Genomic DNA, 20,273 nt, shown 5'->3' on the forward strand with positions numbered 1-20,273 from the left:
GTGTGAATGAGGTGATGGCGCTTAGGCGTCGTGGATCTCGGCGGCTTCCAGGGTATTTTCAAGCAGCGTCGCCACGGTCATCGGGCCGACTCCGCCGGGCACCGGCGTGATGAAGCGGGCGCGCTCGGACGCGGCCTGAAAGTCCACGTCACCGACCAGCGTGCCGTCCTCCTGGCGGTTGATACCCACGTCGATCACCACCGCGCCGGGCTTGATCCACTCGCCCTTGACCAGCCCTGGCTTGCCCACGGCCACCACGACCAGGTCTGCGCGACGCACGTGGGCTTCGAGATCGCGGGTAAAGCGGTGGCAAACCGTGGTCGTGCAGCCCGCCAGCATTAGCTCCAGTGCCATGGGGCGACCCACGATGTTGGAAGCGCCGACGATCGTGGCATCGAGACCGCGAATCTCGATATCGGTTTCGCGCAGAAGAGTCATGATGCCTTTCGGCGTGCAGGGGCGAAGCGAAGGGGAGCGCTGCGCCAGTCGTCCCAGGTTATAGGGGTGAAAGCCGTCGACGTCCTTGTCCGGGTGAATACGCTCCAGAATCGGACGGGCATCCAATTGGGGCGGAAGCGGTAGCTGGACCAGAATGCCGTCGACGGTGGGGTCGTCGTTGAGCTGGTCGACCAGCGCTTCGAGCTCCTGCTGGGAAGCGTCGGCGGAAAGCTCATGTTTGAACGAGAGGATACCGGCCTGGTCGCAGGCGCGGTGCTTGTTGTTGACGTACACATGAGAGGCCGGATCATCGCCTACCACCACCACGGCCAATCCGGGGGCGCGGCCGCCTGCCTGGGTACGGGCTGCGGTTCTTTCGGCAACGCGTTGGCGGACATTAGCGGCGATGGTTTTGCCATCGATGAGTTGGGCGGTCATGTAAAGAAATTCCTATGGAGGTGAGAGCTTGTTCAGGGCCGGCGCGGGTTGCGCCGCCGGCGAATCGGCGATTTTCGCATGTTGGGGCGGGCAGGCAAAGCAGCACGTGGTAGCGCCTATAAGTCTTGACTTTAAAATCAAAAACAGTAGTATATGCCTCGCTTGAGACGAGCACGCGGTAGCGTCAAGCGTCGCATTCGGGATGTAGCGCAGTCTGGTAGCGCGCCTGCTTTGGGAGCAGGATGTCGGGGGTTCGAATCCCTCCATCCCGACCATGCACTTGACGCAGAAGGTGACAACCGGCTTTTCCAGGCGTTGGTTGTGGTCCAGTGCTCATAAGCGTTCGGCGGTAGGAATGCTTGTTGCGCGCCCATAGCTCAACCGGATAGAGCAACGGCCTTCTAAGCCGTAGGTTGCGGGTTCAAGTCCTGCTGGGCGTGCCATCGCTGGCCGTGGTGTGTAGCAGGCAAGGCGTTTTGCCCGGGTGTCAATGGTGGATGTAGCTCAGTGGTAGAGCCCCGGATTGTGGCTCCGGTGGTCGTGGGTTCGATCCCCATCATCCACCCCATTGACGAGGCAAGCGTTCTCAGGTGTCAGTAAAAAGCGTTATCAGCAAGGTTATGGTGGATGTAGCTCAGTGGTAGAGCCCCGGATTGTGGCTCCGGTGGTCGTGGGTTCGATCCCCATCATCCACCCCATTAACCTTTCGCGCTGATTCCGTGTCTCCTCGTTTTATCTCCTCTATTTCCGTTTTATCTTGACTGCTCCAAGCGCTCCTGGCTTGTGGTTTTTACGTCGTTTTCTCCTGCGCTGCTCTTTGCCACACTCATTTTCTCCCGAATTCTTCTTTTCCGGACTGCTACGCTTGTGTTCGGGCGTTCTTCAGGCAGCAGCTTTGTAGCCATTACCCGCTGGTTTTGTACTGCTCCGAGTCTTTGCGCGAAAAACATCGGTTCTTTATCGTCAATCCGTTAATTTCACCTGGCAAACGCTCCAATTAAAGTGGTTATGACTGTGCAGTCGCGACCTCGCTAATGTTATTTTTTAACGGGGTTTTCATCATGACAACGACGGGAGAAAAACGATGGCGCAGCGGCATGTGGCGATACTGGGAGCGGGCATGGTCGGGGTGAGTATCGCCTGGCACCTGAAGCAGAGGGGCCATCGAGTGAGTCTGATCGACCGTCGCGCGCCGGGGCGCGAAACCTCCTACGGTAATGCCGGCATCATCCAGCGCGAGGCGGTGCGCCCTTACCCCTTTCCGCGCGACATGAAGACCATCCTGAGTGTCCTGCCCAACAAACGGGTGGATATTCGCTACCGCACCGGGGGGATGCTCAACGCCTTCTCGCCACTTCTAAGCTATTGGCACAACTCGTCGGCCAGGCGCTACGAAAAGATCGTGCCCGAGTACGCGTCCATCATCGGCCTGTGCCTCGACGCCCACGGCGAGATGATCGAGGCAGCCAATGCCGGCCACCTGGTGCGCCGTGAAGGCTGGCTGGAGATCTACCGCACCCAGGCAAAGCTCGATAAGCGCATCGAACAGGCAAAAGAGGCGCGCGAGCGTTTCGATGTGCAGTTCGAGGTGCTGGATCGCGCCGCGCTGGTAAACAAGGAGCCGGATATTGGCGCGGAAATCATCGGCGCCATTCACTGGCTCGACCCCTGGACCGTCGCCGACCCTGGCGCGCTGGTTGCCGCTTATGCCGACGCCTTTACCGCGCTCGGTGGGCGTATCGTGGAAGCTACCATACAGAGCGTCGAGCCGCGCGAGCAGGGCTTCGAGGTCGTCACCGATACAGAAAAACTTGAAGTGGACGACGTGGTGCTGGCGCTTGGCCCCTGGGCGGGGGAGTGGGCCTCCAGACTTGGCTACGCCATACCCACGTTCGTCAAGCGCGGCTATCACATGCACTACGCAAGCAAACCGGGCAAAACGCTGCATAACTGGCTGATGGACGCCGAAGTCGGCTATCTGCTCGCGCCGATGAACGCGGGCGTGCGCCTGACCACCGGCGCCGAGCTCGACCGGCTAGAGTCACCCGCCGACGAGCATCAGCTGGAAGCGGCGGAAAAAGTCGCCCGCAGTGTCTTCCCGCTCGCCGAGCGCCGCGAAAACGCGGCCTGGAAAGGCGCCCGGCCGTGTCTTCCCGACATGAAGCCGGTCATCGGCCCGGCGCCGCGTCATCCGGGGCTCTGGTTCGCCTTCGGTCACGGCCACCAGGGCTTTACCCTGGGCCCGGCAACCGGCAGGCTTCTGGCCGATATGATGGAGGGCAAGCCCACCGCGATCGACATGGCGCCTTTCAGCGCTGGCCGCTTTCAGGGTAAACGCTGATATCGCTCGCTGGCGCGTCCTGGGGGATGTTGCTAATCTTGAGCGTATGACGATTTTAATCGAGGTGAAACGATGGATATCGCAGCCAGCAGTGCCGTTAGTAACGCGCTCTACATGAACCAGGCGCAAACCCCGCAACAGGCGCAGATGGAGCTATTTCGCCAAGCGCTCGACATGCAGGCTCAGCAGGTGACCGAAGTACTGGCTAGCGCCGATACCGGCGCCCAGCCGGATCTCGCCAGCGAAGGCACGCTTGGCACAAAGGTCAATACCTACGCCTGACCGAGTCGGCGTCATTGAGCTCTCGAGCCAGTTTTTCTAAATAGTCTCTCTAAAGAGTCGCCATCAGGCGGCTCTTTTTATTGTGCGCCGGGTAAAAGCGGCGCGCTTTTCAAAGGAGCGTGGCAGAGCCTTGACCAGAACGTTACAATCCCGGCCATTCCGAATTACTCGGCTGGCGCTTTTTTGATCCAGGCACCGGCGCAGGGTAGCAATTGCATAGAGGCATGATGAAAGAGACTCAGTTGACCCGCGAAGCCGAGCTGCGCCGCACCTTCGCGATCATTTCGCACCCGGATGCGGGCAAGACCACCATTACCGAAAAGATGCTGCTGTTCGGGAACGCCATCCAGATGGCGGGCTCGGTCAAGAGCAAGCGCAACGACCGCCACGCTACCTCCGACTGGATGAAGATGGAGCAGGAGCGCGGCATCTCGGTGACCACCTCGGTGATGCAGTTCCCCTACGGCGGGCGCATCGTCAACCTGCTCGATACCCCCGGCCACGAGGACTTCTCCGAGGACACCTACCGCACTCTGACCGCGGTAGACTCTGCCTTGATGGTGATCGATGGCGCCAAGGGCGTCGAGGACCGTACCATCAAGCTGATGGAGGTATGCCGGCTGCGTACCACGCCGATTCTGACCTTCGTCAACAAGATGGATCGCGACATTCGCGACCCCATCGAGGTAATGGACGAGGTCGAGACGGTGCTCAATATCCAGTGCGCGCCGATGACCTGGCCGATTGGCATGGGGCGTCACTTCAAGGGGGTGTATCACCTTTACAACGATGTAATCCATCTCTACACCCAGGGCCAGGGCAGCCGGATTCCGGACGACAAACGCATCGAAGGGCTCGATAACCCGGAAGTGGATGCGCTACTCGGCGAGGACGAGGCCGAGGAGCTGCGCATGGAGATCGAGCTGGTGCGCGGCGCCTCTCACGCTTTCGATCTCGAGGCGTATCGCCGCGGCGAGCTGACGCCGGTCTACTTCGGCACCGCCATGGGCAACTTTGGCGTGCGCGAAATGCTCGACGGTTTCGTCGAGTACGCCCCGGCACCCCAGCCGCGGGAAACCGACGCCCGCGAAGTCACCGCCGATGACGAGCGCTTCTCCGGTTTCGTGTTCAAGATCCAGGCGAACATGGACCCGAACCACCGCGACCGTATCGCTTTTTTGCGCGTTTGCTCCGGCAAGTACGAGAAGAACATGAAGATGCGCCACGTGCGGATCAAGAAGGACGTCAAGATCGCCGACGCCCTCACCTTCATGGCCTCGGACCGCTCCCAGGTCGAGGAAGCCTGGCCCGGTGACATCATCGGCCTGCACAACCACGGCACGGTACAGATCGGCGATACCTTCACCGTGGGCGAGGACATGCGCTTCACCGGCATTCCCCACTTCGCCCCGGAGCTGTTCAAGCGCGTGCGCCTGAAGGACCCGCTCAAGATGAAAGCGCTGCAGAAGGGCTTGCAGCAGCTCTCGGAAGAGGGCGCGACCCAGGTCTTCATGCCGATGGACAACAACGACCTGATCCTCGGCGCGGTAGGCACGCTGCAGTTCGACGTGGTCGCCCACCGGCTGAAGGAAGAGTACAAGGTCGACTGCATCTACGAAGGGGTGAACGTGCAGACCGCGCGCTGGGTCTACTGCGACGACGCCAAAATGCTCGAGGAGTTCAAGCGCAAGGCGAGCGGCAATCTTGCCATCGACGGCGGCGGCTATCTTACCTACATCGCGCCGACCCGGGTGAATCTGCAGATGACCCAGGAGCGCTGGCCGGACGTCCGTTTCCAGCCCACGCGAGAACACTGACCCGCTTTTTCAGCTTTCAACCGACGCCCGCCGCCGCGGGCGTCATTCGTTCAGGCTGATACCTGGGAAGCGAGCTGCGCGCTTAGCTGCTCCGGGTCGAGCCGCTCGACCGGGTAGGGAAGCGTCTCGAGCGTTACCGGCGCCTCACCCAGGTAAAGCGCCAGCGGCGTGTCGATGGCTTTGGTGGCGACCACCGCTAGAAGCTCGAGCTGACCCTCGCCGCTGAAAGCGCTCATGACCACTTCGCCCAGGCTCTTGCCGTTCTCATCGCACAGCGAATCTCCCGCCGCTGGCAGCGCGCTGGCGCTTGCGCTGGCGCGTACCAGGCGCTTCTTGACCTGGCCGCGAAAGTGCGCCCGGGCCACCACTTCCTGGCCGGTGTAGCAGCCTTTCTTGAAGCTGATGCCACCAAGCGCCTCCCAGTTGATCATCTGCGGCAAAAAGTGATCCTCCTGAGCTTCGTCGAGTATTGCCACGCCGCTTTTGATGTCCGCCAGCCGCCAGGCGTTTTCGAGCGCCTGACTCGGGGCGGCGAGCTCGTTCGTCTCACTGGGCAGGCAGAACAGGTAGCGCGGCTCACCGGGCAGGCGCAAAGCCAGCGCATCATTACCGTTGGCCTGAAGGTAGGCGTTTTCGGGAAGCGTGAGCCCGGCGGCTTGTGTAAGCTCGGCGGCGCGTGCAGGCCCGGCGCCGACCAGCGCAATATCGTCTCTCACCTCGAGCGTGACCTGGTAGAAAACCGCGAACTTCTTCAAGTGTCCTGCGAGCTTCTCGGCAAGCGTGGTGCTCAGCAGCAGGCGATAGTGCTGCTCGGCGACCTTCATCAGCTGGCCGTTGGCGATGACGCGCCCCTTGGGGGTGCAAAAGCAGGTGAGCGGGGCAAAGGTAGCGTTGGCCAGGCTCACCTGGGCGCTGGTCTGGCCCTGAAGGAATTTCTCGGCGTGCTCGCCCTTGATATCCAGCGCACTCAGGTGATCGAGGCGCAGTTCGCCTTCGAAAGAAAGGTCGTGATCGGTTGCCATACTAGCTCCAAAAGCGAGGGTAATGCGTTCGTTCTAGCGTAACACTATTGCCCTTGAGTGCGGGCGGCAGGTTGCAATTGCAAGCGGCCAGCGCCGTGCTAGACTTCTCGGTCTGTATCAGTTTTGCATAATTTATCTCGGGCGGCACTGGCTGCCTGACGTCAGTAAAGGATCGGTCATGGCTACTCAATCGCTGAGCTTCAAGGGTGTTCAAAGTGCCGACGAAGTCAACAAGATCACCACTGCGCTGATGATGCTCGACGGGGTCGAGAGCGCCGAGGTCGGCCGGCACGGCGCCGAGGTGGAAGGGCGCGCTAGCCATCAAACCCTGGTCAAGGCGGTCAAGGATCTAAAACTCAAGATCGAGGTCTCTTGATGCGCACTCCCATTACACTGATCAGCGAACGCAACAGCGCGTTTCGCCAGCGTATCGAGGTAGAAAGCGTCGAAGCGCTTTACGCCGACGCGCCGAAAGTGCTGGGCGGCGAGGGGCACGACCCGGACCCCCACGACTACTTCGACATGGCGCTGGCGAGCTGCAAGGCGATCACCGTGCAGATGTACGCCAAGCGCAAACAGTGGCCGCTCGAGGCTATCAGCGTCACCGTCGCTCGCGATGACCGTAAGGAGCGCGAAGGCGAGTATAGCCTCGAGGTACATCTGGCTTTTGATGGTCCGCTAAGCGACGAGCAGCGCGAGCGGCTTTTGGAGATCAGCGGCCGCTGCCCCATCCAGCGCTTGATGACAGAGGCGACGGTAACGATCAATACCCGGCCAAGCGCCGACGCCGCCCAGTAACGTCCCACATTCGGAGCAACGATGAGCAAAGCGTTTCGGCTAACCTCGAAATTCGAGCCTGCGGGCGATCAGCCCACCGCCATCAAGAGCCTGATCAGCGGGCTCGAGTCGGGCCTTGCCCACCAGACGCTGCTCGGGGTGACCGGTTCCGGCAAGACCTTCACCATGGCCAATATCGTCCAGGAGCTTCAGCGCCCGACCATCGTCATGGCGCCGAACAAGACCCTGGCCGCCCAGCTCTACGGCGAGTTCAAGGCGTTCTTTCCGGACAACGCGGTCGAGTACTTCGTCTCCTACTACGACTACTACCAGCCCGAAGCCTACGTGCCGTCGTCGGACACCTTCATCGAGAAGGATGCTTCGATCAACGATCACATCGAGCAGATGCGCCTTTCCGCCACAAAAGCCCTGCTGGAGCGCCGCGACGCATTGATCGTGGTATCGGTATCGGCGATCTACGGTCTGGGTGACCCGGATCAGTACCTGAAGATGCGTCTGCACTTCACCCGCGGCGAGCTGATCGATCAGCGCAAGTTCCTGCGCCGGCTGGCGGAGCTTCAGTACACCCGCAATGACACGGACTTTCGCCGCGGCACCTACCGAGTGCGCGGCGACGTGATCGATATCTTCCCGGCGGACTCCGACGAGGAAGCGGTGCGGGTCGAGCTGTTCGACGACGAGATCGACTCCATACGCCTGTTCGATCCGCTCACCGGCGACGTGCGCGGCCAGGTGCCTCGCATGACCATCTACCCGAAATCCCACTACGTCACGCCGCGGGAGACGATTCTGGAGGCGATCGAGTCGATCAAGGGCGAGCTCAAGGAGCGCCTGGAGTGGCTGAGAAAGCACGAGCGGCTGGTGGAGGCGCAGCGTCTGGAGCAGCGCACGCTCTACGATATCGAGATGATGCTGGAGCTCGGCTACTGCAACGGCATCGAGAACTACTCGCGCTACCTTTCCGGGCGTGAACCGGGCCAGGCGCCGCCAACCTTTTTCGATTATTTGCCGGACGATGCACTGCTGTTCATCGACGAGTCCCACGTCAGCGTCCCCCAGGTCGGCGGTATGTACAAGGGCGACCGCTCGCGCAAGGAGACGCTGGTCGAGTACGGCTTTCGCCTGCCCTCGGCGCTGGATAACCGGCCGATGAAATTCGAGGAGTGGGAATCGATCAGCCCGCAGACGATTTTCGTCTCCGCCACGCCCGGCAACTACGAAGCCGAACACGCGGGGCAGGTGGTCGAGCAGGTGGTACGACCCACCGGGCTTCTCGACCCGGAAATCGAAGTGCGCCCGGCGAGTACTCAGGTCGACGATCTTCTGTCGGAAGTGCACAAGCGCACGGCGGTCGGTGAACGGGTGCTGGTGACGACGCTGACCAAGCGTATGGCCGAAGATCTCACCGAGTATCTCGACGATCACGACGTACGCGTGCGCTACCTGCACTCGGACATCGACACCGTCGAACGGGTCGAGATCATTCGTGATCTGCGTTTGGGCAAGTTCGACGTGCTGGTGGGCATCAACCTGCTGCGCGAGGGCCTCGACATTCCCGAGGTCTCGCTGGTGGCGATTCTCGATGCGGACAAGGAAGGCTTCCTGCGCGCCGAGCGTTCGTTGATCCAGACCATCGGCCGCGCCGCGCGTAACGCCCACGGCAAGGCGATTCTCTACGGCGACCGGGTAACGGATTCCATGCGCCGCGCAATCGACGAAACCGAGCGCCGCCGCGCCAAGCAGATGGCCCACAACGAAGAGCACGGCATCACGCCGACCACCGTGACGCGCTCGGTGGCGGACATTCTCGAGGCCGCTCAGGCCCCCGGCGCGAAGAAGACCAACGGCCGGCGCGGCAGTGACCGCAAGAAAAGCGCCACCCCGGATTACGATATCGCCAGCATGGACCAGCAGCAGCTGGCCGATGCCGTTGGCAAGCTCGAGGACGCGATGTTCGAAGCGGCGCAGAATCTGGAGTTCGAAGAGGCGGCGCGCCTGCGTGACCAGCTCAACCAGATGAAAGAGAAACAGCTGGTGCTGGGGTAGTTAGATGCCGGAAGGACCCGAAATTCGCCGCGCAGCGGATCGTATCGAAAAACAGATCGGTGGGCGGGTAGTCGAGCACGCCTGGTTCGCCTTCGAAGCGCTTCAGGCCCAGGCGGACTCCTTACTCGATGTTCGCATCAACGCCGTGGAAACCCGGGGCAAAGCGATGCTTATTCGCTTCGCCAACGGGCGCGCGCTCTACTCTCATAATCAGCTCTACGGCGTCTGGAAGCTGCACGCCGCCCATAACCCGCCGCAAACGAATCGCTCGCTGCGGGTGCGTTTGGTCACCGAGGGCAGGGCGGCGAGTCTCTACAGCGCCTCCGATATCGCGCTGCTCGACCAGGACGCGCTCGAGGAGCACCCTTTTCTGGCAAAGCTTGGGCCGGATCTTCTCAGCCAGCAGGTATCGACCGCCACGGTCGTCGAAAGACTCGAAGACAAGCGCTTCTACCGGCGAAGCCTGGGCGCGCTGCTGCTCGACCAGGCGCTGGTAGCGGGGCTTGGTAACTACCTGCGCTCGGAAATCCTTTTCTTCGCCGAGCTGCATCCCGCCAGGCGCCCGGTCGACTTGACCGCTGAGCAGCGAGAGAGGCTTTCGCAACTCATCCTCGACACCACCTGGCAGGCTTACCGCCAGGCGGGAGTGACCAACCGCGAAGCGTGGATCGAACAGGCCAGGGCCGCCGGTGAAACACGCCGCCAGTGGCGGTTCAGCGTCTTCGAGCGCGCGGGGCTCTCCTGTCATCGCTGTGGCGACGTCATCGAGCGACAAATGGTCGGATCACGGCGGCTGTATTGGTGCCCAGGCTGCCAGCCGGTACCTTGACCATATATTATACCGTTATTTTGTTTAGCTAATAATAGCAATTAACCTTAATGCGTATTTGAAACCAGAGGGGAGGGCTGCCGGGCATTTCACGATCGGGTATAATGCGCTCATCGAGACGGCTTATGGATTGGAAAATCCCTTGATAAATAGCCGCTTGAATCGTCCCTTCAGGAGCCCGTTGTTCATGACCGTGATCAAGCAGGATGACGTTATTCAAAGCGTCGCCGATGCCCTTCAGTACATCTCCTATTACCATCCAAAAGACTTCATCGACGCCATGGCTGGCGCCTATGAGCGGGAAGAGAATCCGGCGGCGAAGGATGCCATCGCCCAGATCCTGATCAACTCACGGATGTGCGCCACCGGGCACCGGCCGATCTGTCAGGATACCGGGATCGTCACCGTGTTCGTTCACGTTGGTATGAACGTGACCTGGGAAGCGGACATGAGCCTGGACGACATGGTCAACGAAGGCGTACGCCGCGCCTACCTGCTGCCGGACAACGTGTTGCGCGCCTCGGTGCTCGCCGACCCGGACGGCAAGCGTCAGAACACCAAGGACAATACCCCCGCTATCATCCACCACAAGCTTGTTCCCGGCGACAAGGTCGATATCCACGTGGCGGCAAAGGGCGGTGGCAGCGAGGCGAAGTCCAAGTTCGCCATGCTCAACCCCTCCGATAGCGTGGTCGACTGGGTGCTCGAGCAGCTGCCCAAAATGGGCGCCGGCTGGTGCCCGCCGGGCATGCTGGGTATCGGCATCGGCGGTACCGCCGAGAAAGCGATGGAGATCGCCAAGGAAGCGCTGCTCGACCCGATCGACATTCAAGAGCTGCAGGCGCGAGGAGCACAAAACCGGGCCGAAGAGCTGCGCCTGGAGCTGTTCGACAAGATCAACAAGACCGGCATCGGCGCTCAGGGCCTCGGTGGCCTGACCACGGTGCTCGATATCAAGGTAAAGGATTACCCGACCCATGCGGCCAACAAACCGGTGGCGATCATCCCCAACTGCGCCGCTACCCGTCACGCTCACTTCACCCTGGACGGCTCCGGCCCCGTGGCGCTGCCTGCACCCAAACTCGAGGATTGGCCGGAAATCACCCGCGAAGTAGGCGGCAACGTCAAGCGTGTCGATCTCGACAGCGTCACCCCGGAAGAGGTCAAGACCTGGCAGCCCGGCGATACCTTGCTGCTCAACGGTAAGCTCCTGACCGGCCGCGACGCCGCCCACAAGCGCATGACCGACATGATTGCCAAGGGCGAACCGCTTCCAGTAGATATGAAAGGGCGCTTCATCTACTACGTTGGCCCGGTCGACCCGATTGGTGACGAGGTGGTGGGTCCGGCAGGTCCGACGACCGCCACGCGCATGGACAAGTTCACTCGCACCATGCTCGAAGAGACCGGGCTTCTCGGCATGGTCGGCAAGGCCGAGCGCGGCGAAGCGGCCATCGAGGCAATCCGGGACAACCAGGCGGTTTATCTGATGGCGGTGGGCGGCTCGGCGTATCTCGTCGCTCAGGCGATCAAGAAGTCTCGCGTCGTCGGCTTCGAGGACTTAGGGATGGAAGCGATCTACGAGTTCGAGGTCGAGGACATGCCGGTCACCGTGGCGGTCGATACCCAGGGCGCCTCGGTTCATCAGACCGGACCGGCTAAATGGAAGGCAATCATTGCCGAAACCGCGTAAACTAAAGCGGCCCGGAAGGGCACACTGTACGTTCAAAGCCCCGTATTGCGGGGCTTTTTCACATAAGCGTTTGAGGGGCTCATGGATGGCAGGGAGCGTTAGATGACCTCGTGGCTGATCGGTACGGGCATTATGCTCATTCACCTGATGGGGATGATCTCCGCCGTCATGGCGCTGATGTCGAGCCGCACCTCCCAGGGGGCCGTTGCCTGGATCATGTCCCTGTTGACGTTTCCCTACGTGGCACTGCCCGCCTACTGGCTGTTTGGTCGCCCGCGCTTCTACGGTTATGTGACCGCGCGGGGTGCTCGGGACAACGTGCTTCGACGCGTGCTGCGCCGCTACCGTAATAATATGAAGCCGCATATCTCGCTGCCGGCCACGCCGGATATCCAGGCCGTGGAGCAGCTGGCGATGATGCCGTTGACCAAGGGCAATCACGCCGAGCTTCTGATCGACGGCCAGGCCACCTTCGAACATCTGTTTCGAGGCATCGACGAGGCCTGCGACTACCTACTGCTGCAGTTTTTCATCATCCGCGACGACCGGCTGGGCAAGGAGCTAAAGGCGCGCCTGGTGGCGGCCGCCCGGCGGGGCGTGCGTATCTACTTTCTTTATGATGAGCTTGGCAGCCGCAAACTTCGCGATAGCTACTTCAAGGAACTCGAGCGCGAAGGAGTGGAGGTCAGCCCCTTTGGCTCTTCCCGCGGCTTCAAGCACCGTTTTCAGCTCAACTTTCGCAACCATCGCAAGATCATGGTGGTCGATGGCAAGAAGGGCTGGGTAGGGGGCTTCAACGTGGGCATCGAGTACCTGGGCGAGCATCCGCGCCACGGGCCCTGGCGCGACACCCACCTGGCGCTCAAGGGGCCGGGGGTGCTGGGCCTGCAGGAGGCATTCTGGGAGGACTGGCACTGGGCGACGGGTGAGGTGATCTCGCTGAACTGGCACGCGGAGAACCACGCCCAGATGGACCATCAGGTGGTGATCGTGCCCTCCGGCCCGGCAGACAAGCACGACACCGCAAGCCTGTTGATTCAGCAGTTGATCCATAGCGCCAACGACCGGCTCTGGGTCACCAGCCCTTATTTCGTGCCTGACCAGGGCGTGCAGGATGCGCTGCGTTTGGCCGCCATGCGAGGCGTCGATGTGCGCGTCATGATTCCCGAGCGCCCGGATCATCTACTGGTGTTTTTATCGGCATTTTCGTTTCTACCCGATATGCTTCGAGCGGGGATAAAAATATACCGTTATCTCCCTGGATTCTTACATCAAAAGGTTATGCTGATTGATGATGAAGCCGCCACGGTTGGCACGGTTAATCTGGACAATCGTTCGTTTCGGCTGAATTTCGAAATCACCACCTACGTGCCGTCGGCATCCTTTGCCGCCGATGTCGAAGCGATGCTGCTGGAGGATTTTTCACGCTGTCGTCGGGTAAGCATCGACGAAATCAACAGTCGGCCGCTGTGGAAGAAGGTGGTCTCTCGGGCGGCGTATTTGACCGCGCCCATTCAGTAACCGTATTCATCGCGTCGATGTAAGGAGTTCGGGTGAATCTGGAAACCAAGTGGCTGGAGGACTTTGTGGCTCTCGCCAATACGCGAAGTTTTTCGGCCTCGGCGCGACAGCGTCACGTCACCCAGCCGGCTTTCAGCCGGCGCATTCGCGCGTTGGAGCAAGCACTGGACACCACCCTGGTCGACCGTTCGACCACGCCGATCGGCCTGACTGCGGAAGGCCAGCTCTTTCTGGTGACGGCGCGCAATCTGGTCGATCAGCTCAACGAGTCGCTGAATCACCTGCGCGGCCTGTCGATCGCCAACGAGGCATTGGATATCGTCGCGGCGCACTCGCTTGCGCTGAGCTTTTATCCCCCCTGGATATCGCGCCTGCAAAAAGGGGTAGGGGAGCTGCCCACACGGCTGATGGCGATGAATGTGGGCGAGGCAATCCACGTGCTTCGCGAGGGCAACTGCGACTTGATGCTCGCCTATTACGATCCCTTCGCCACCATGCAGCTCGATACCAAGGTGTTTCCCTCCTTTTCGATCGGCAACGTCAAGATGCTGCCGGTGTCGCTTGCCGGTAGCGACGGCAAGCCGCTCTATACCCTCGACCAAAAAGACCCGGTTCCCTATCTGACCTACAGCCAGGGCGCGTTTCTGGGCAAGAGTGTACACATGGTGCTGAAAAACGACTCACGCCGGCTCAAGCTGCGCACGGTTTACGAAACCGCCATGGCCGAGGGCTTGAAGGGAATGGTGCTACAGGGCGTGGGGCTTGCCTGGATTCCTGATTTTTGTATCCGCGAAGAGCTCAAATGTGGGCGGCTGGTACGCGCCGGCGATGAAAGCCTGGACATTCCGCTCGAGATTCGCCTTTATCGCTGCTCGCTGGTGCACAAGCCCGGCGTCGAGCGGCTGTGGCGTCAGATGATGAAGCTGCCCCGGGATTTTCTTCAGGCGTGAAGCGACGCGACGCTTGATTGGTAAGAAAGGCGTCCTTTACTGCGTGCCAAGCTATAGTTGGGTATGCTGTGGGTTCACATAAGCGCTCACTATAAAGCGCACTCCTATAAAGTATTTTGCAAGGGATTCAAGATGCTGAAACGAACGCTACTCTTTTGGTGGAAAGTAGTGCAGGACGCCGTCGCACTCTGGCTCGAGCGTAACGCCTTCAGCTACGCCGGCTCGCTTGCGTTCTATACGCTTTTCTCACTTGCTCCCACGATTATCATTGCGGTCACCGTGATCGGCATCGTACTGGGCGAAGACGCCGCTCAGGGCCAGATCGTCGCTCAGCTGCAGGGCACGCTCGGCGTCGATGCCGCCTCGGCCATCGAGCAAGCCGTCGCTCAGTCGCGCATCGCCGAATCCGGGCTTCTGCCCACACTTCTGGGCTTTGGCGCTCTGCTGGTAGGCGCGACCACGGTCTTCGCCCAGATGCAGTTCTCGCTCAATACCATCTGGGACGTGACCGCCAAACCGACTTCCAACAGTCTCTTCATCTTCATCAAGACGCGGCTTTTATCGCTGACCGTGGTACTCGCGATCGGCTTTATTCTGCTGGTATCGCTGGTGTTGGGCGTGGTGGTTCGCGGCATGCTGCAGGCGGCCAACTACATCGTTCCCTACATCAGCTTTTTCACCCGCACGCTGGAGTCGCTGGTCTCACTTGGCATGGTCACGCTTTTGTTCGCGACCATTTTCAAGGTGCTACCGGACGTGGTGCTGCGCTGGCGAGACGTGTTCATTGGCGGGCTAGTGACGGCTATCCTGTTCACCATTGGGCGTAACCTGATCGCCATTTATCTTGCTTATACCGCCACGGCCTCGACCTACGGCGCGGCGGGCTCGGTGGTCATGGTGCTGCTATGGGTTTACTACAGCTCACTCATTCTGCTGTTTGGCGCGGCGTTCACGCGTTCGCTGTTGATGCGCCGGGGCAGGGCGATTAGCCCGCGCAACAGCGCAGTGCGGGTCAAGCACGAGCTGATTCAGGAATACAAGGAGGCCGATGTGAATACCCAAAGCGTTCGCGCGTTCGTCAGTGGCAAGGTGCAGGGCGTCAACTTTCGCAGCGCCACGCGGGAAAAAGCACTTGCCGCCGGAATCAGCGGCTACGCTAAAAACCTCGCCGATGGCCGGGTCGAGGTACTGATGTGTGGTAAGCCGGAGGCCGTCGAGTCGCTCGGCGAATGGCTGCGCGAGGGGCCGGAGCACGCCCAGGTCACCGATGTGAGCTTCGAGCCGGTCGATAACGATCACGTACCTGAGAGTTTTACCACGGCCTGAGGCCGTGGCGTTGCTTGCTCAATGAGAGCGCCTCAGGCGCTCTTTTCAAAGGCGGTGATGTTCTCGGCGGTGAGGCGAACGATGTTCTGGCGCGCCTCGGGTGTGATCCAGGCGTTGTGCGGCGTCACGATCAGATTCAGCGCCTCCTGAGCCGCCAGCGCATCGAGCAGCGCGTGGCCCTCTCTGGGCGGCTCCTCCGGCAGTACATCCACCGCCAGCCCGCCGATCTGCCCCTGGCGCAGCGCCTCTAACGCGGCGTTCTCGTCGATGATCCCGCCCCGGGCGCAGTTGACCAGCAGCAGGCTCGATTTGGCCCTGGTAAGCCGTTCCCGGTTGATCAGGTGGCGGGTCTGCTCGTTGAGCGGGCAGTGCAGGCTGATGATGTCGGCTTCGGGCAGCAGTTCGTCGAGGCCGGGGCGCTCGTCATGGGCTTCGTTGCCCGGGCGGGCGGCGAAAATGACGTTCATACCGAACGCGCTTGCCAGCCGCGCCACCTCGGAGCCGAGCTCGCCCTGGCCGACCATGACGAGATTCTTGCCGGCAAGCTCGAGCGTTGGATACGCCTGCAGGCAGAAAAACGCGCTCTTTTGCCAGGCGCCCTGGGCGACATCCTGCTGATAGCGCGGCAGGCGCGCGGCCAATGTGAGCATCAGCATCAAGGTATGCTGGGAAACGCTCGCGGTGCCGTAGGCGGTGACGTTTTTCACCGCAATGCCGTGCTCGCGGGCGGCGTCGAGGTCGATGTTGTTGAGTCCGGTGGCCATCACGCAGATCAGTTTGAGCGACGGCAGCGATGAGAGCACCTCGCGGCCAAGCTTCACCTTGTTGACCAGCGCGATCTCGGCACCGTCAAGGCGCTGTAGCGCCTGCTCCGGTGAGCTTTGATCGAACACCTCGAGGTGGGTCACGGCGCCTCGAATCGCGCTGAAATCGATGTCCGGTCCCATGCTTTGTGCATCGAGCATTACCGCGTTGGCCATTGCAGTCTCTCCATCTGCGCGCCCGAACCCGCCAAACCTTGCTCGGCAGGGGGCACAAAAGGGTATAATGGGCGGCTAAGCGCCGCTGTCTTGGAATTCATAAGCCTGGGCCATATATTGTCACGGCCCGGGTTATCAGGGTAAATGTTTCCAGGGTTTTCAACGTCCTGTCCAGTTCGAGCTTTTCAGGAGCCATCAACATGCCCATCTATGAGTACGAGTGCAAGGCCTGCGGCCATCGCATGGAAAAGTTACAGAAGATCAGCGCCGCGCCGCTGACCCACTGCCCGGCCTGCGAGCAGGATGAGCTGACAAGGCTGGTCTCGGCGGCGGGTTTCCGCCTGGCCGGCGGCGGCTGGTACGAAACCGATTTCAAGACCGGCGGCAAGAAAAACCTGGCCGCGGATAGCCAGAACGCCTCGAGCGGCAAGAGCGACAGCGGCGCGCCCAACAGCGGCTCCTCGAAAGAGGGCGCCTCGAGCGGTTCTTCAAAAGCCGGTTCTTCAAAAGCCGGTTCTTCAAAAGACAATGGTGCCGCGGCGTAGCCGCGCCAATGACGGCGCACACCCGCGACACCACGATTGCCACGTAACACAACAGGATGAAACATGCGCAGCCATTATTGCGGCCAGCTCAACGAAACTCTGGTAGATCAAACGGTGACCGTTTGCGGATGGGTCCACCGTCGCCGTGACCACGGTGGGGTGATTTTCCTCGATATGCGCGACCGCGACGGCATCGCGCAGTTCGTCGTCGACCCGGATACCCAGGATGCGTTCGCCACCGCCGACCGTGCCCGTAATGAGTACGTGCTGCGCATCACCGGCCGCGTTCGCCTGCGCCCGGAAGGTACCCAGAACCCCAACATGCCCACCGGCATGATCGAGATTCTGGCCAAGGAGGTCGAGGTCCTCAACACCGCCGCCACGCCGCCGTTCCAGCTCGACGAGCACGGCAAGGTCGGCGAGGAAGTGCGCCTCAAGCACCGCTACATCGACCTGCGTCGCCCGGACATGATCGAGAAGCTGCGTCTACGCTCTCGTATCTCTCACAGCGTGCGCGCGTTTCTCGAAAACGAGGGCTTTCTCGATATCGAAACGCCGGTCCTCACCCGGGCAACGCCGGAAGGTGCCCGCGACTACCTGGTGCCGAGCCGCACCCACGCCGGCGAGTTCTTCGCGCTGCCCCAGTCGCCGCAGCTGTTCAAGCAGCTTCTGATGGTCGCCGGGTTCGATCGCTACTACCAGATCGCCAAGTGCTTCCGCGACGAGGACCTGCGCGCCGACCGCCAGCCGGAATTCACCCAGATCGATATCGAGGCCTCTTTTGTGGAGGAGAGCGATATCATGGGTATCACCGAATCCATGATCCAGAAGCTCTTCAAGGAAGTGCTCGATGTCGATCTTCCCGACTTCCCGCGCATGACCTGGCAGGAAGCCATGGACCGCTTCGGCTCCGATAAGCCGGATCTGCGTATCCCGCTCGAGCTGACCGACGTCGACGATCTGATGAAGCAGGTCGACTTCAAGGTCTTCTCCGGTCCGGCCAACGCCGATGACGGCCGCGTCGCCGCATTGAAGGTAAAAGGCGGTGCGAGCCTTTCGCGCAAGGAGATCGACGAGTACACCAAATTCGTCGGTATCTACGGCGCCAAGGGCCTGGCCTGGATCAAGGTCAACGAGCGCGCCAAGGGCCTCGAAGGCCTGCAGTCGCCGATCGTCAAGTTCATGGAGAACGTGGTCGAGGAGCTTCTCGATCGCGTGGGTGCCGAGGATGGCGATATCATTTTCTTCGGCGCGGACAAGACCCAGATCGTCAACGAGGCGATCGGTGCGCTGCGCGTCAAGCTGGGCGCTGATCTCGAGCTCTATACTCAGCAGTGGTCGCCGCTGTGGGTGGTCGACTTCCCGATGTTCGAAACCGACGGTAGCGGCCGTTTGAGCCCGCTGCACCACCCGTTCACTGCGCCCTCTTGTTCGCCTGAGGAGCTCAAGGCTGACCCGGCGAAAGCGCTTTCGCGGGCCTACGACATGGTGCTCAACGGCACCGAACTCGGCGGCGGCTCGATCCGTATCCACGATCAGACCATGCAGCGTAGCGTGTTCGAGATTCTCGGCATCGGCGAAGAGGAAGCCCAGGAGAAATTCGGCTTTTTGCTCGACGCACTCCAGTACGGCGCGCCGCCCCACGGCGGCCTGGCCTTCGGCCTCGACCGTCTGGTGATGCTGATGGCCGGCGCGAAAACCATTCGCGAAGTGATCGCCTTCCCGAAAACCCAGAGCGCGGCGTGTCTGATGACCGACGCCCCGGGCGAGGTGAGCGCCGAGCAGCTCAAGGAGCTCAACATCCGCCTGCGTCAAAAGGCCAGGGCAGAGAGCGCCGAATAACCGGCGCGACTGACCGCTCTGATACGCTTAAACACCGGCGCTTGCGTCGGTGTTTTTATTTGGAGAGTCACCATGGATGAAGGGCCCGCCGCCGCGCCACGGCGTATTCTGGGCATCGACCCGGGCTCGCGTATTACCGGCTACGGCGTGATCGAGCTGGTCAACGCCAAACCCCGGTACGTGGCCAGCGGCTGTATTCGCACCGCCGACGGCGCGCTCGAGCAGCGCCTGGCGCAGATCTACGCCGGGCTTGCCGAGGTGGTCGGGCTTCACCGGCCAACGGAGGTCTCCGTGGAGCGGGTGTTCATGGCCAAGAACGCCGATTCGGCGCTGAAGCTTGGCCAGGCCAGGGGTGTGGCGCTCGTATGCATGGCCAACCACGGCCTTGGCATCGCCGAGTACGCCGCCCGCCAGATCAAGCAGGCAGTGACCGGCCAGGGCGGGGCAGACAAGGCCCAGGTTCAGCACATGGTGACCGCGATTCTGAATCTTTCCGCTACGCCCCAGGCCGACGCGGCGGACGCGCTGGCGATCGCCTTGAGCCATGCCTACACGGGGCAGGGGCTTTTGGCCACACCTTCGCGCGGCGCCGGGCGGCGCTCGAGCGGGCGCTGGCGGCTTTAACGTGAATCATAATGGAGGGCGCCACGCCACTACTGGTCATAAGTACAGAGTCGCCTTATAGTAAGGCCCTGTTTTAAGCGCCGGCTTTTTAGCCCGGGCAACACTCTTTCGATTGGCACGAGGTAGTCCATGATTGGTCGTTTAAGCGGCGCACTGCTTGAGAAACACCCGCCCTGGGTGGTGGTCGACGTGCACGGCGTTGGCTACGAACTGGAAGCCTCGATGACCACGCTCGTCGCCCTGCCCGTCCCGGGCGAGCGCGTATCACTGTATACCCATCTGACGATTCGCGACGACGCCCACCTGCTCTATGGCTTTGCCCGCGAGCACGAACGGGCGCTGTTTCGCGCGCTGATCAAGGTCAACGGCGTGGGGCCGAAGCTTGCGCTGGCGATTCTCTCCGGCATGGATGAGGATGCCTTCATGCGCTGCGTACGCGACGACGACAGCAAGGCGTTAACGAAACTTCCAGGCGTTGGCAAGAAAACCGCCGAGCGGCTGATCATCGAAATGCGCGATCGTTTCCCCGAATGGGAGCAGGGCCGTCATGCGCCGCTGCCGCTGGAAGGCGCCAACGGTGAGCCTGCACCGCGCGATCATCTCGCTGATGCCGAGGCGGCGCTGGTGAGTCTGGGTTACAAGCTCACCGAGTCGAGCAAAATGCTCGCCGACCTGGACCCTAACCAGCCCACCGAAGCGCTGATCAAGGCGGCGTTGACCCGGCGCATGGGTAGCTGAATGCGCGCCTTACGACTCACTTTGCCTGCCGCGAACGAGACCC

General features: G+C 61.3%; 18 protein-coding genes, 4 tRNA genes and 1 pseudogene. 20 read left to right on the forward strand and 3 right to left on the reverse strand.

The genetic code is table 11. The annotated features are described in order from the left end of the window. Positions 1 to 21: 21 nt before the first annotated feature. A complete protein-coding gene (gene folD / locus ACGK9R_RS05415) occupies positions 22 to 876 on the reverse strand; it encodes a bifunctional methylenetetrahydrofolate dehydrogenase/methenyltetrahydrofolate cyclohydrolase FolD (protein WP_394578994.1) in 855 nt (284 codons plus the stop codon). 198 nt (positions 877 to 1,074) lie between these two features. On the opposite strand from folD, the gene ACGK9R_RS05420 reads away from it, so the two are divergent. The 7 genes from ACGK9R_RS05420 to ACGK9R_RS05450 all read left to right on the forward strand — a co-directional run bounded on the left by ACGK9R_RS05420 (position 1,075) and on the right by ACGK9R_RS05450 (position 5,316). Then, positions 1,075 to 1,151, forward strand: a tRNA-Pro gene (locus ACGK9R_RS05420). A 91-nt stretch (positions 1,152 to 1,242) separates the two neighbouring features. Beyond that, a tRNA-Arg gene (locus ACGK9R_RS05425) sits at positions 1,243 to 1,319 on the forward strand. A gap of 50 nt (positions 1,320 to 1,369) precedes the next feature. Continuing rightward, positions 1,370 to 1,444: transfer RNA gene (locus ACGK9R_RS05430), tRNA-His, on the forward strand. 55 nt (positions 1,445 to 1,499) lie between these two features. After that, positions 1,500 to 1,574, forward strand: a tRNA-His gene (locus tag ACGK9R_RS05435). Positions 1,575 to 1,960: 386 nt separating this feature from the next. Next, positions 1,961 to 3,217 carry an NAD(P)/FAD-dependent oxidoreductase gene (locus ACGK9R_RS05440; RefSeq protein ID WP_394578996.1) on the forward strand — a complete coding sequence of 419 codons (1,257 nt, stop codon included), beginning with the start codon at positions 1,961 to 1,963 and terminating at the stop codon, positions 3,215 to 3,217. Positions 3,218 to 3,289: 72 nt separating this feature from the next. Next, on the forward strand, positions 3,290 to 3,499 hold the full coding sequence (locus tag ACGK9R_RS05445) for a putative motility protein (protein ID WP_394578998.1): 210 nt from the start codon (positions 3,290 to 3,292) through the stop codon (positions 3,497 to 3,499). Positions 3,500 to 3,726: 227 nt separating this feature from the next. Beyond that, positions 3,727 to 5,316: a peptide chain release factor 3 gene (locus ACGK9R_RS05450; protein ID WP_394579000.1), complete on the forward strand. Its 1,590-nt coding sequence runs from the start codon at positions 3,727 to 3,729 to the stop codon at positions 5,314 to 5,316. A 50-nt stretch (positions 5,317 to 5,366) separates the two neighbouring features. On the opposite strand, the gene ACGK9R_RS05455 is transcribed toward ACGK9R_RS05450, so the two are convergent. After that, positions 5,367 to 6,338, reverse strand: a complete 972-nt coding sequence (locus ACGK9R_RS05455) for a YgfZ/GcvT domain-containing protein (protein ID WP_394579003.1) — start codon at positions 6,336 to 6,338, stop codon at positions 5,367 to 5,369. Between the two features lie 178 nt (positions 6,339 to 6,516). On the opposite strand from ACGK9R_RS05455, the gene ACGK9R_RS05460 reads away from it, so the two are divergent. From ACGK9R_RS05460 to ACGK9R_RS05500, 9 genes and pseudogenes are all read left to right on the forward strand, one after another. Next, complete coding sequence (locus tag ACGK9R_RS05460) at positions 6,517 to 6,714, forward strand: hypothetical protein (RefSeq protein ID WP_394579005.1); 198 nt, start codon at positions 6,517 to 6,519, stop codon at positions 6,712 to 6,714. Then, entirely contained in the window at positions 6,714 to 7,136 is a 423-nt protein-coding gene (locus tag ACGK9R_RS05465) for an OsmC family protein (protein WP_394579007.1), read from the forward strand. Before ACGK9R_RS05460 ends, ACGK9R_RS05465 begins: the two co-directional genes overlap by 1 nt. Before the next feature lie 21 nt (positions 7,137 to 7,157). Then, complete coding sequence (uvrB, locus tag ACGK9R_RS05470) at positions 7,158 to 9,182, forward strand: excinuclease ABC subunit UvrB (protein WP_394579009.1); 2,025 nt, start codon at positions 7,158 to 7,160, stop codon at positions 9,180 to 9,182. Between the two features lie 4 nt (positions 9,183 to 9,186). Then, positions 9,187 to 10,011, forward strand: coding sequence for an endonuclease VIII (gene nei, locus ACGK9R_RS05475; RefSeq protein ID WP_394579011.1), 825 nt, complete (start codon positions 9,187 to 9,189; stop codon positions 10,009 to 10,011). 187 nt (positions 10,012 to 10,198) lie between these two features. Continuing rightward, complete coding sequence (locus tag ACGK9R_RS05480) at positions 10,199 to 11,704, forward strand: fumarate hydratase (RefSeq protein ID WP_394579013.1); 1,506 nt, start codon at positions 10,199 to 10,201, stop codon at positions 11,702 to 11,704. A 102-nt stretch (positions 11,705 to 11,806) separates the two neighbouring features. Then, entirely contained in the window at positions 11,807 to 13,225 is a 1,419-nt protein-coding gene (gene cls, locus ACGK9R_RS05485) for a cardiolipin synthase (protein ID WP_394579015.1), read from the forward strand. A 32-nt stretch (positions 13,226 to 13,257) separates the two neighbouring features. Continuing rightward, positions 13,258 to 14,175: a LysR substrate-binding domain-containing protein gene (locus ACGK9R_RS05490; RefSeq protein ID WP_394579017.1), complete on the forward strand. Its 918-nt coding sequence runs from the start codon at positions 13,258 to 13,260 to the stop codon at positions 14,173 to 14,175. A 132-nt stretch (positions 14,176 to 14,307) separates the two neighbouring features. Next, a pseudogene (locus ACGK9R_RS05495) lies at positions 14,308 to 15,204 on the forward strand (YihY/virulence factor BrkB family protein); the annotation flags it as partial. A gap of 60 nt (positions 15,205 to 15,264) precedes the next feature. Beyond that, complete coding sequence (locus ACGK9R_RS05500) at positions 15,265 to 15,501, forward strand: acylphosphatase (RefSeq protein ID WP_394579732.1); 237 nt, start codon at positions 15,265 to 15,267, stop codon at positions 15,499 to 15,501. Positions 15,502 to 15,533: 32 nt separating this feature from the next. On the opposite strand, the gene ACGK9R_RS05505 is transcribed toward ACGK9R_RS05500, so the two are convergent. Beyond that, complete coding sequence (locus ACGK9R_RS05505) at positions 15,534 to 16,481, reverse strand: D-2-hydroxyacid dehydrogenase (RefSeq protein WP_394579019.1); 948 nt, start codon at positions 16,479 to 16,481, stop codon at positions 15,534 to 15,536. A gap of 200 nt (positions 16,482 to 16,681) precedes the next feature. Between ACGK9R_RS05505 and ACGK9R_RS05510 the strand changes: the two genes are divergently transcribed. The 4 genes from ACGK9R_RS05510 to ruvA all read left to right on the forward strand — a co-directional run bounded on the left by ACGK9R_RS05510 (position 16,682) and on the right by ruvA (position 20,230). Next, positions 16,682 to 17,026, forward strand: a complete 345-nt coding sequence (locus ACGK9R_RS05510) for an FmdB family zinc ribbon protein (protein WP_394579021.1) — start codon at positions 16,682 to 16,684, stop codon at positions 17,024 to 17,026. A gap of 63 nt (positions 17,027 to 17,089) precedes the next feature. Further along, positions 17,090 to 18,868 carry an aspartate--tRNA ligase gene (gene aspS, locus ACGK9R_RS05515; protein WP_394579023.1) on the forward strand — a complete coding sequence of 593 codons (1,779 nt, stop codon included), beginning with the start codon at positions 17,090 to 17,092 and terminating at the stop codon, positions 18,866 to 18,868. A 72-nt stretch (positions 18,869 to 18,940) separates the two neighbouring features. Beyond that, on the forward strand, positions 18,941 to 19,492 hold the full coding sequence (gene ruvC, locus ACGK9R_RS05520) for a crossover junction endodeoxyribonuclease RuvC (protein ID WP_394579025.1): 552 nt from the start codon (positions 18,941 to 18,943) through the stop codon (positions 19,490 to 19,492). Between the two features lie 129 nt (positions 19,493 to 19,621). Next, on the forward strand, positions 19,622 to 20,230 hold the full coding sequence (gene ruvA / locus ACGK9R_RS05525) for a Holliday junction branch migration protein RuvA (RefSeq protein WP_394579027.1): 609 nt from the start codon (positions 19,622 to 19,624) through the stop codon (positions 20,228 to 20,230). Positions 20,231 to 20,273: the final 43 nt, after the last annotated feature.

It is taken from the genome of Halomonas sp. HNIBRBA4712, assembly GCF_043558675.1.
In the GTDB taxonomy this organism is placed as follows: Bacteria; Pseudomonadota; Gammaproteobacteria; order Pseudomonadales; family Halomonadaceae; genus Vreelandella.

Coding starts and splice junctions, on each gene's coding strand:
- ruvA (WP_394579027.1), top strand. CDS start 19,622: ATGATTGGTCGTTTAAGCGGCGCACTGCTTGAGAAACACCCGCCCTGG.
- ACGK9R_RS05480 (WP_394579013.1), top strand. CDS start 10,199: ATGACCGTGATCAAGCAGGATGACGTTATTCAAAGCGTCGCCGATGCC.
- ACGK9R_RS05455 (WP_394579003.1), bottom strand. CDS start 6,338: ATGGCAACCGATCACGACCTTTCTTTCGAAGGCGAACTGCGCCTCGAT.
- uvrB (WP_394579009.1), top strand. CDS start 7,158: ATGAGCAAAGCGTTTCGGCTAACCTCGAAATTCGAGCCTGCGGGCGAT.
- ruvC (WP_394579025.1), top strand. CDS start 18,941: ATGGATGAAGGGCCCGCCGCCGCGCCACGGCGTATTCTGGGCATCGAC.
- nei (WP_394579011.1), top strand. CDS start 9,187: ATGCCGGAAGGACCCGAAATTCGCCGCGCAGCGGATCGTATCGAAAAA.
- aspS (WP_394579023.1), top strand. CDS start 17,090: ATGCGCAGCCATTATTGCGGCCAGCTCAACGAAACTCTGGTAGATCAA.
- cls (WP_394579015.1), top strand. CDS start 11,807: ATGACCTCGTGGCTGATCGGTACGGGCATTATGCTCATTCACCTGATG.
- ACGK9R_RS05440 (WP_394578996.1), top strand. CDS start 1,961: ATGGCGCAGCGGCATGTGGCGATACTGGGAGCGGGCATGGTCGGGGTG.
- ACGK9R_RS05465 (WP_394579007.1), top strand. CDS start 6,714: ATGCGCACTCCCATTACACTGATCAGCGAACGCAACAGCGCGTTTCGC.
- ACGK9R_RS05445 (WP_394578998.1), top strand. CDS start 3,290: ATGGATATCGCAGCCAGCAGTGCCGTTAGTAACGCGCTCTACATGAAC.
- ACGK9R_RS05460 (WP_394579005.1), top strand. CDS start 6,517: ATGGCTACTCAATCGCTGAGCTTCAAGGGTGTTCAAAGTGCCGACGAA.
- ACGK9R_RS05450 (WP_394579000.1), top strand. CDS start 3,727: ATGAAAGAGACTCAGTTGACCCGCGAAGCCGAGCTGCGCCGCACCTTC.
- folD (WP_394578994.1), bottom strand. CDS start 876: ATGACCGCCCAACTCATCGATGGCAAAACCATCGCCGCTAATGTCCGC.
- ACGK9R_RS05510 (WP_394579021.1), top strand. CDS start 16,682: ATGCCCATCTATGAGTACGAGTGCAAGGCCTGCGGCCATCGCATGGAA.
- ACGK9R_RS05505 (WP_394579019.1), bottom strand. CDS start 16,481: ATGGCCAACGCGGTAATGCTCGATGCACAAAGCATGGGACCGGACATC.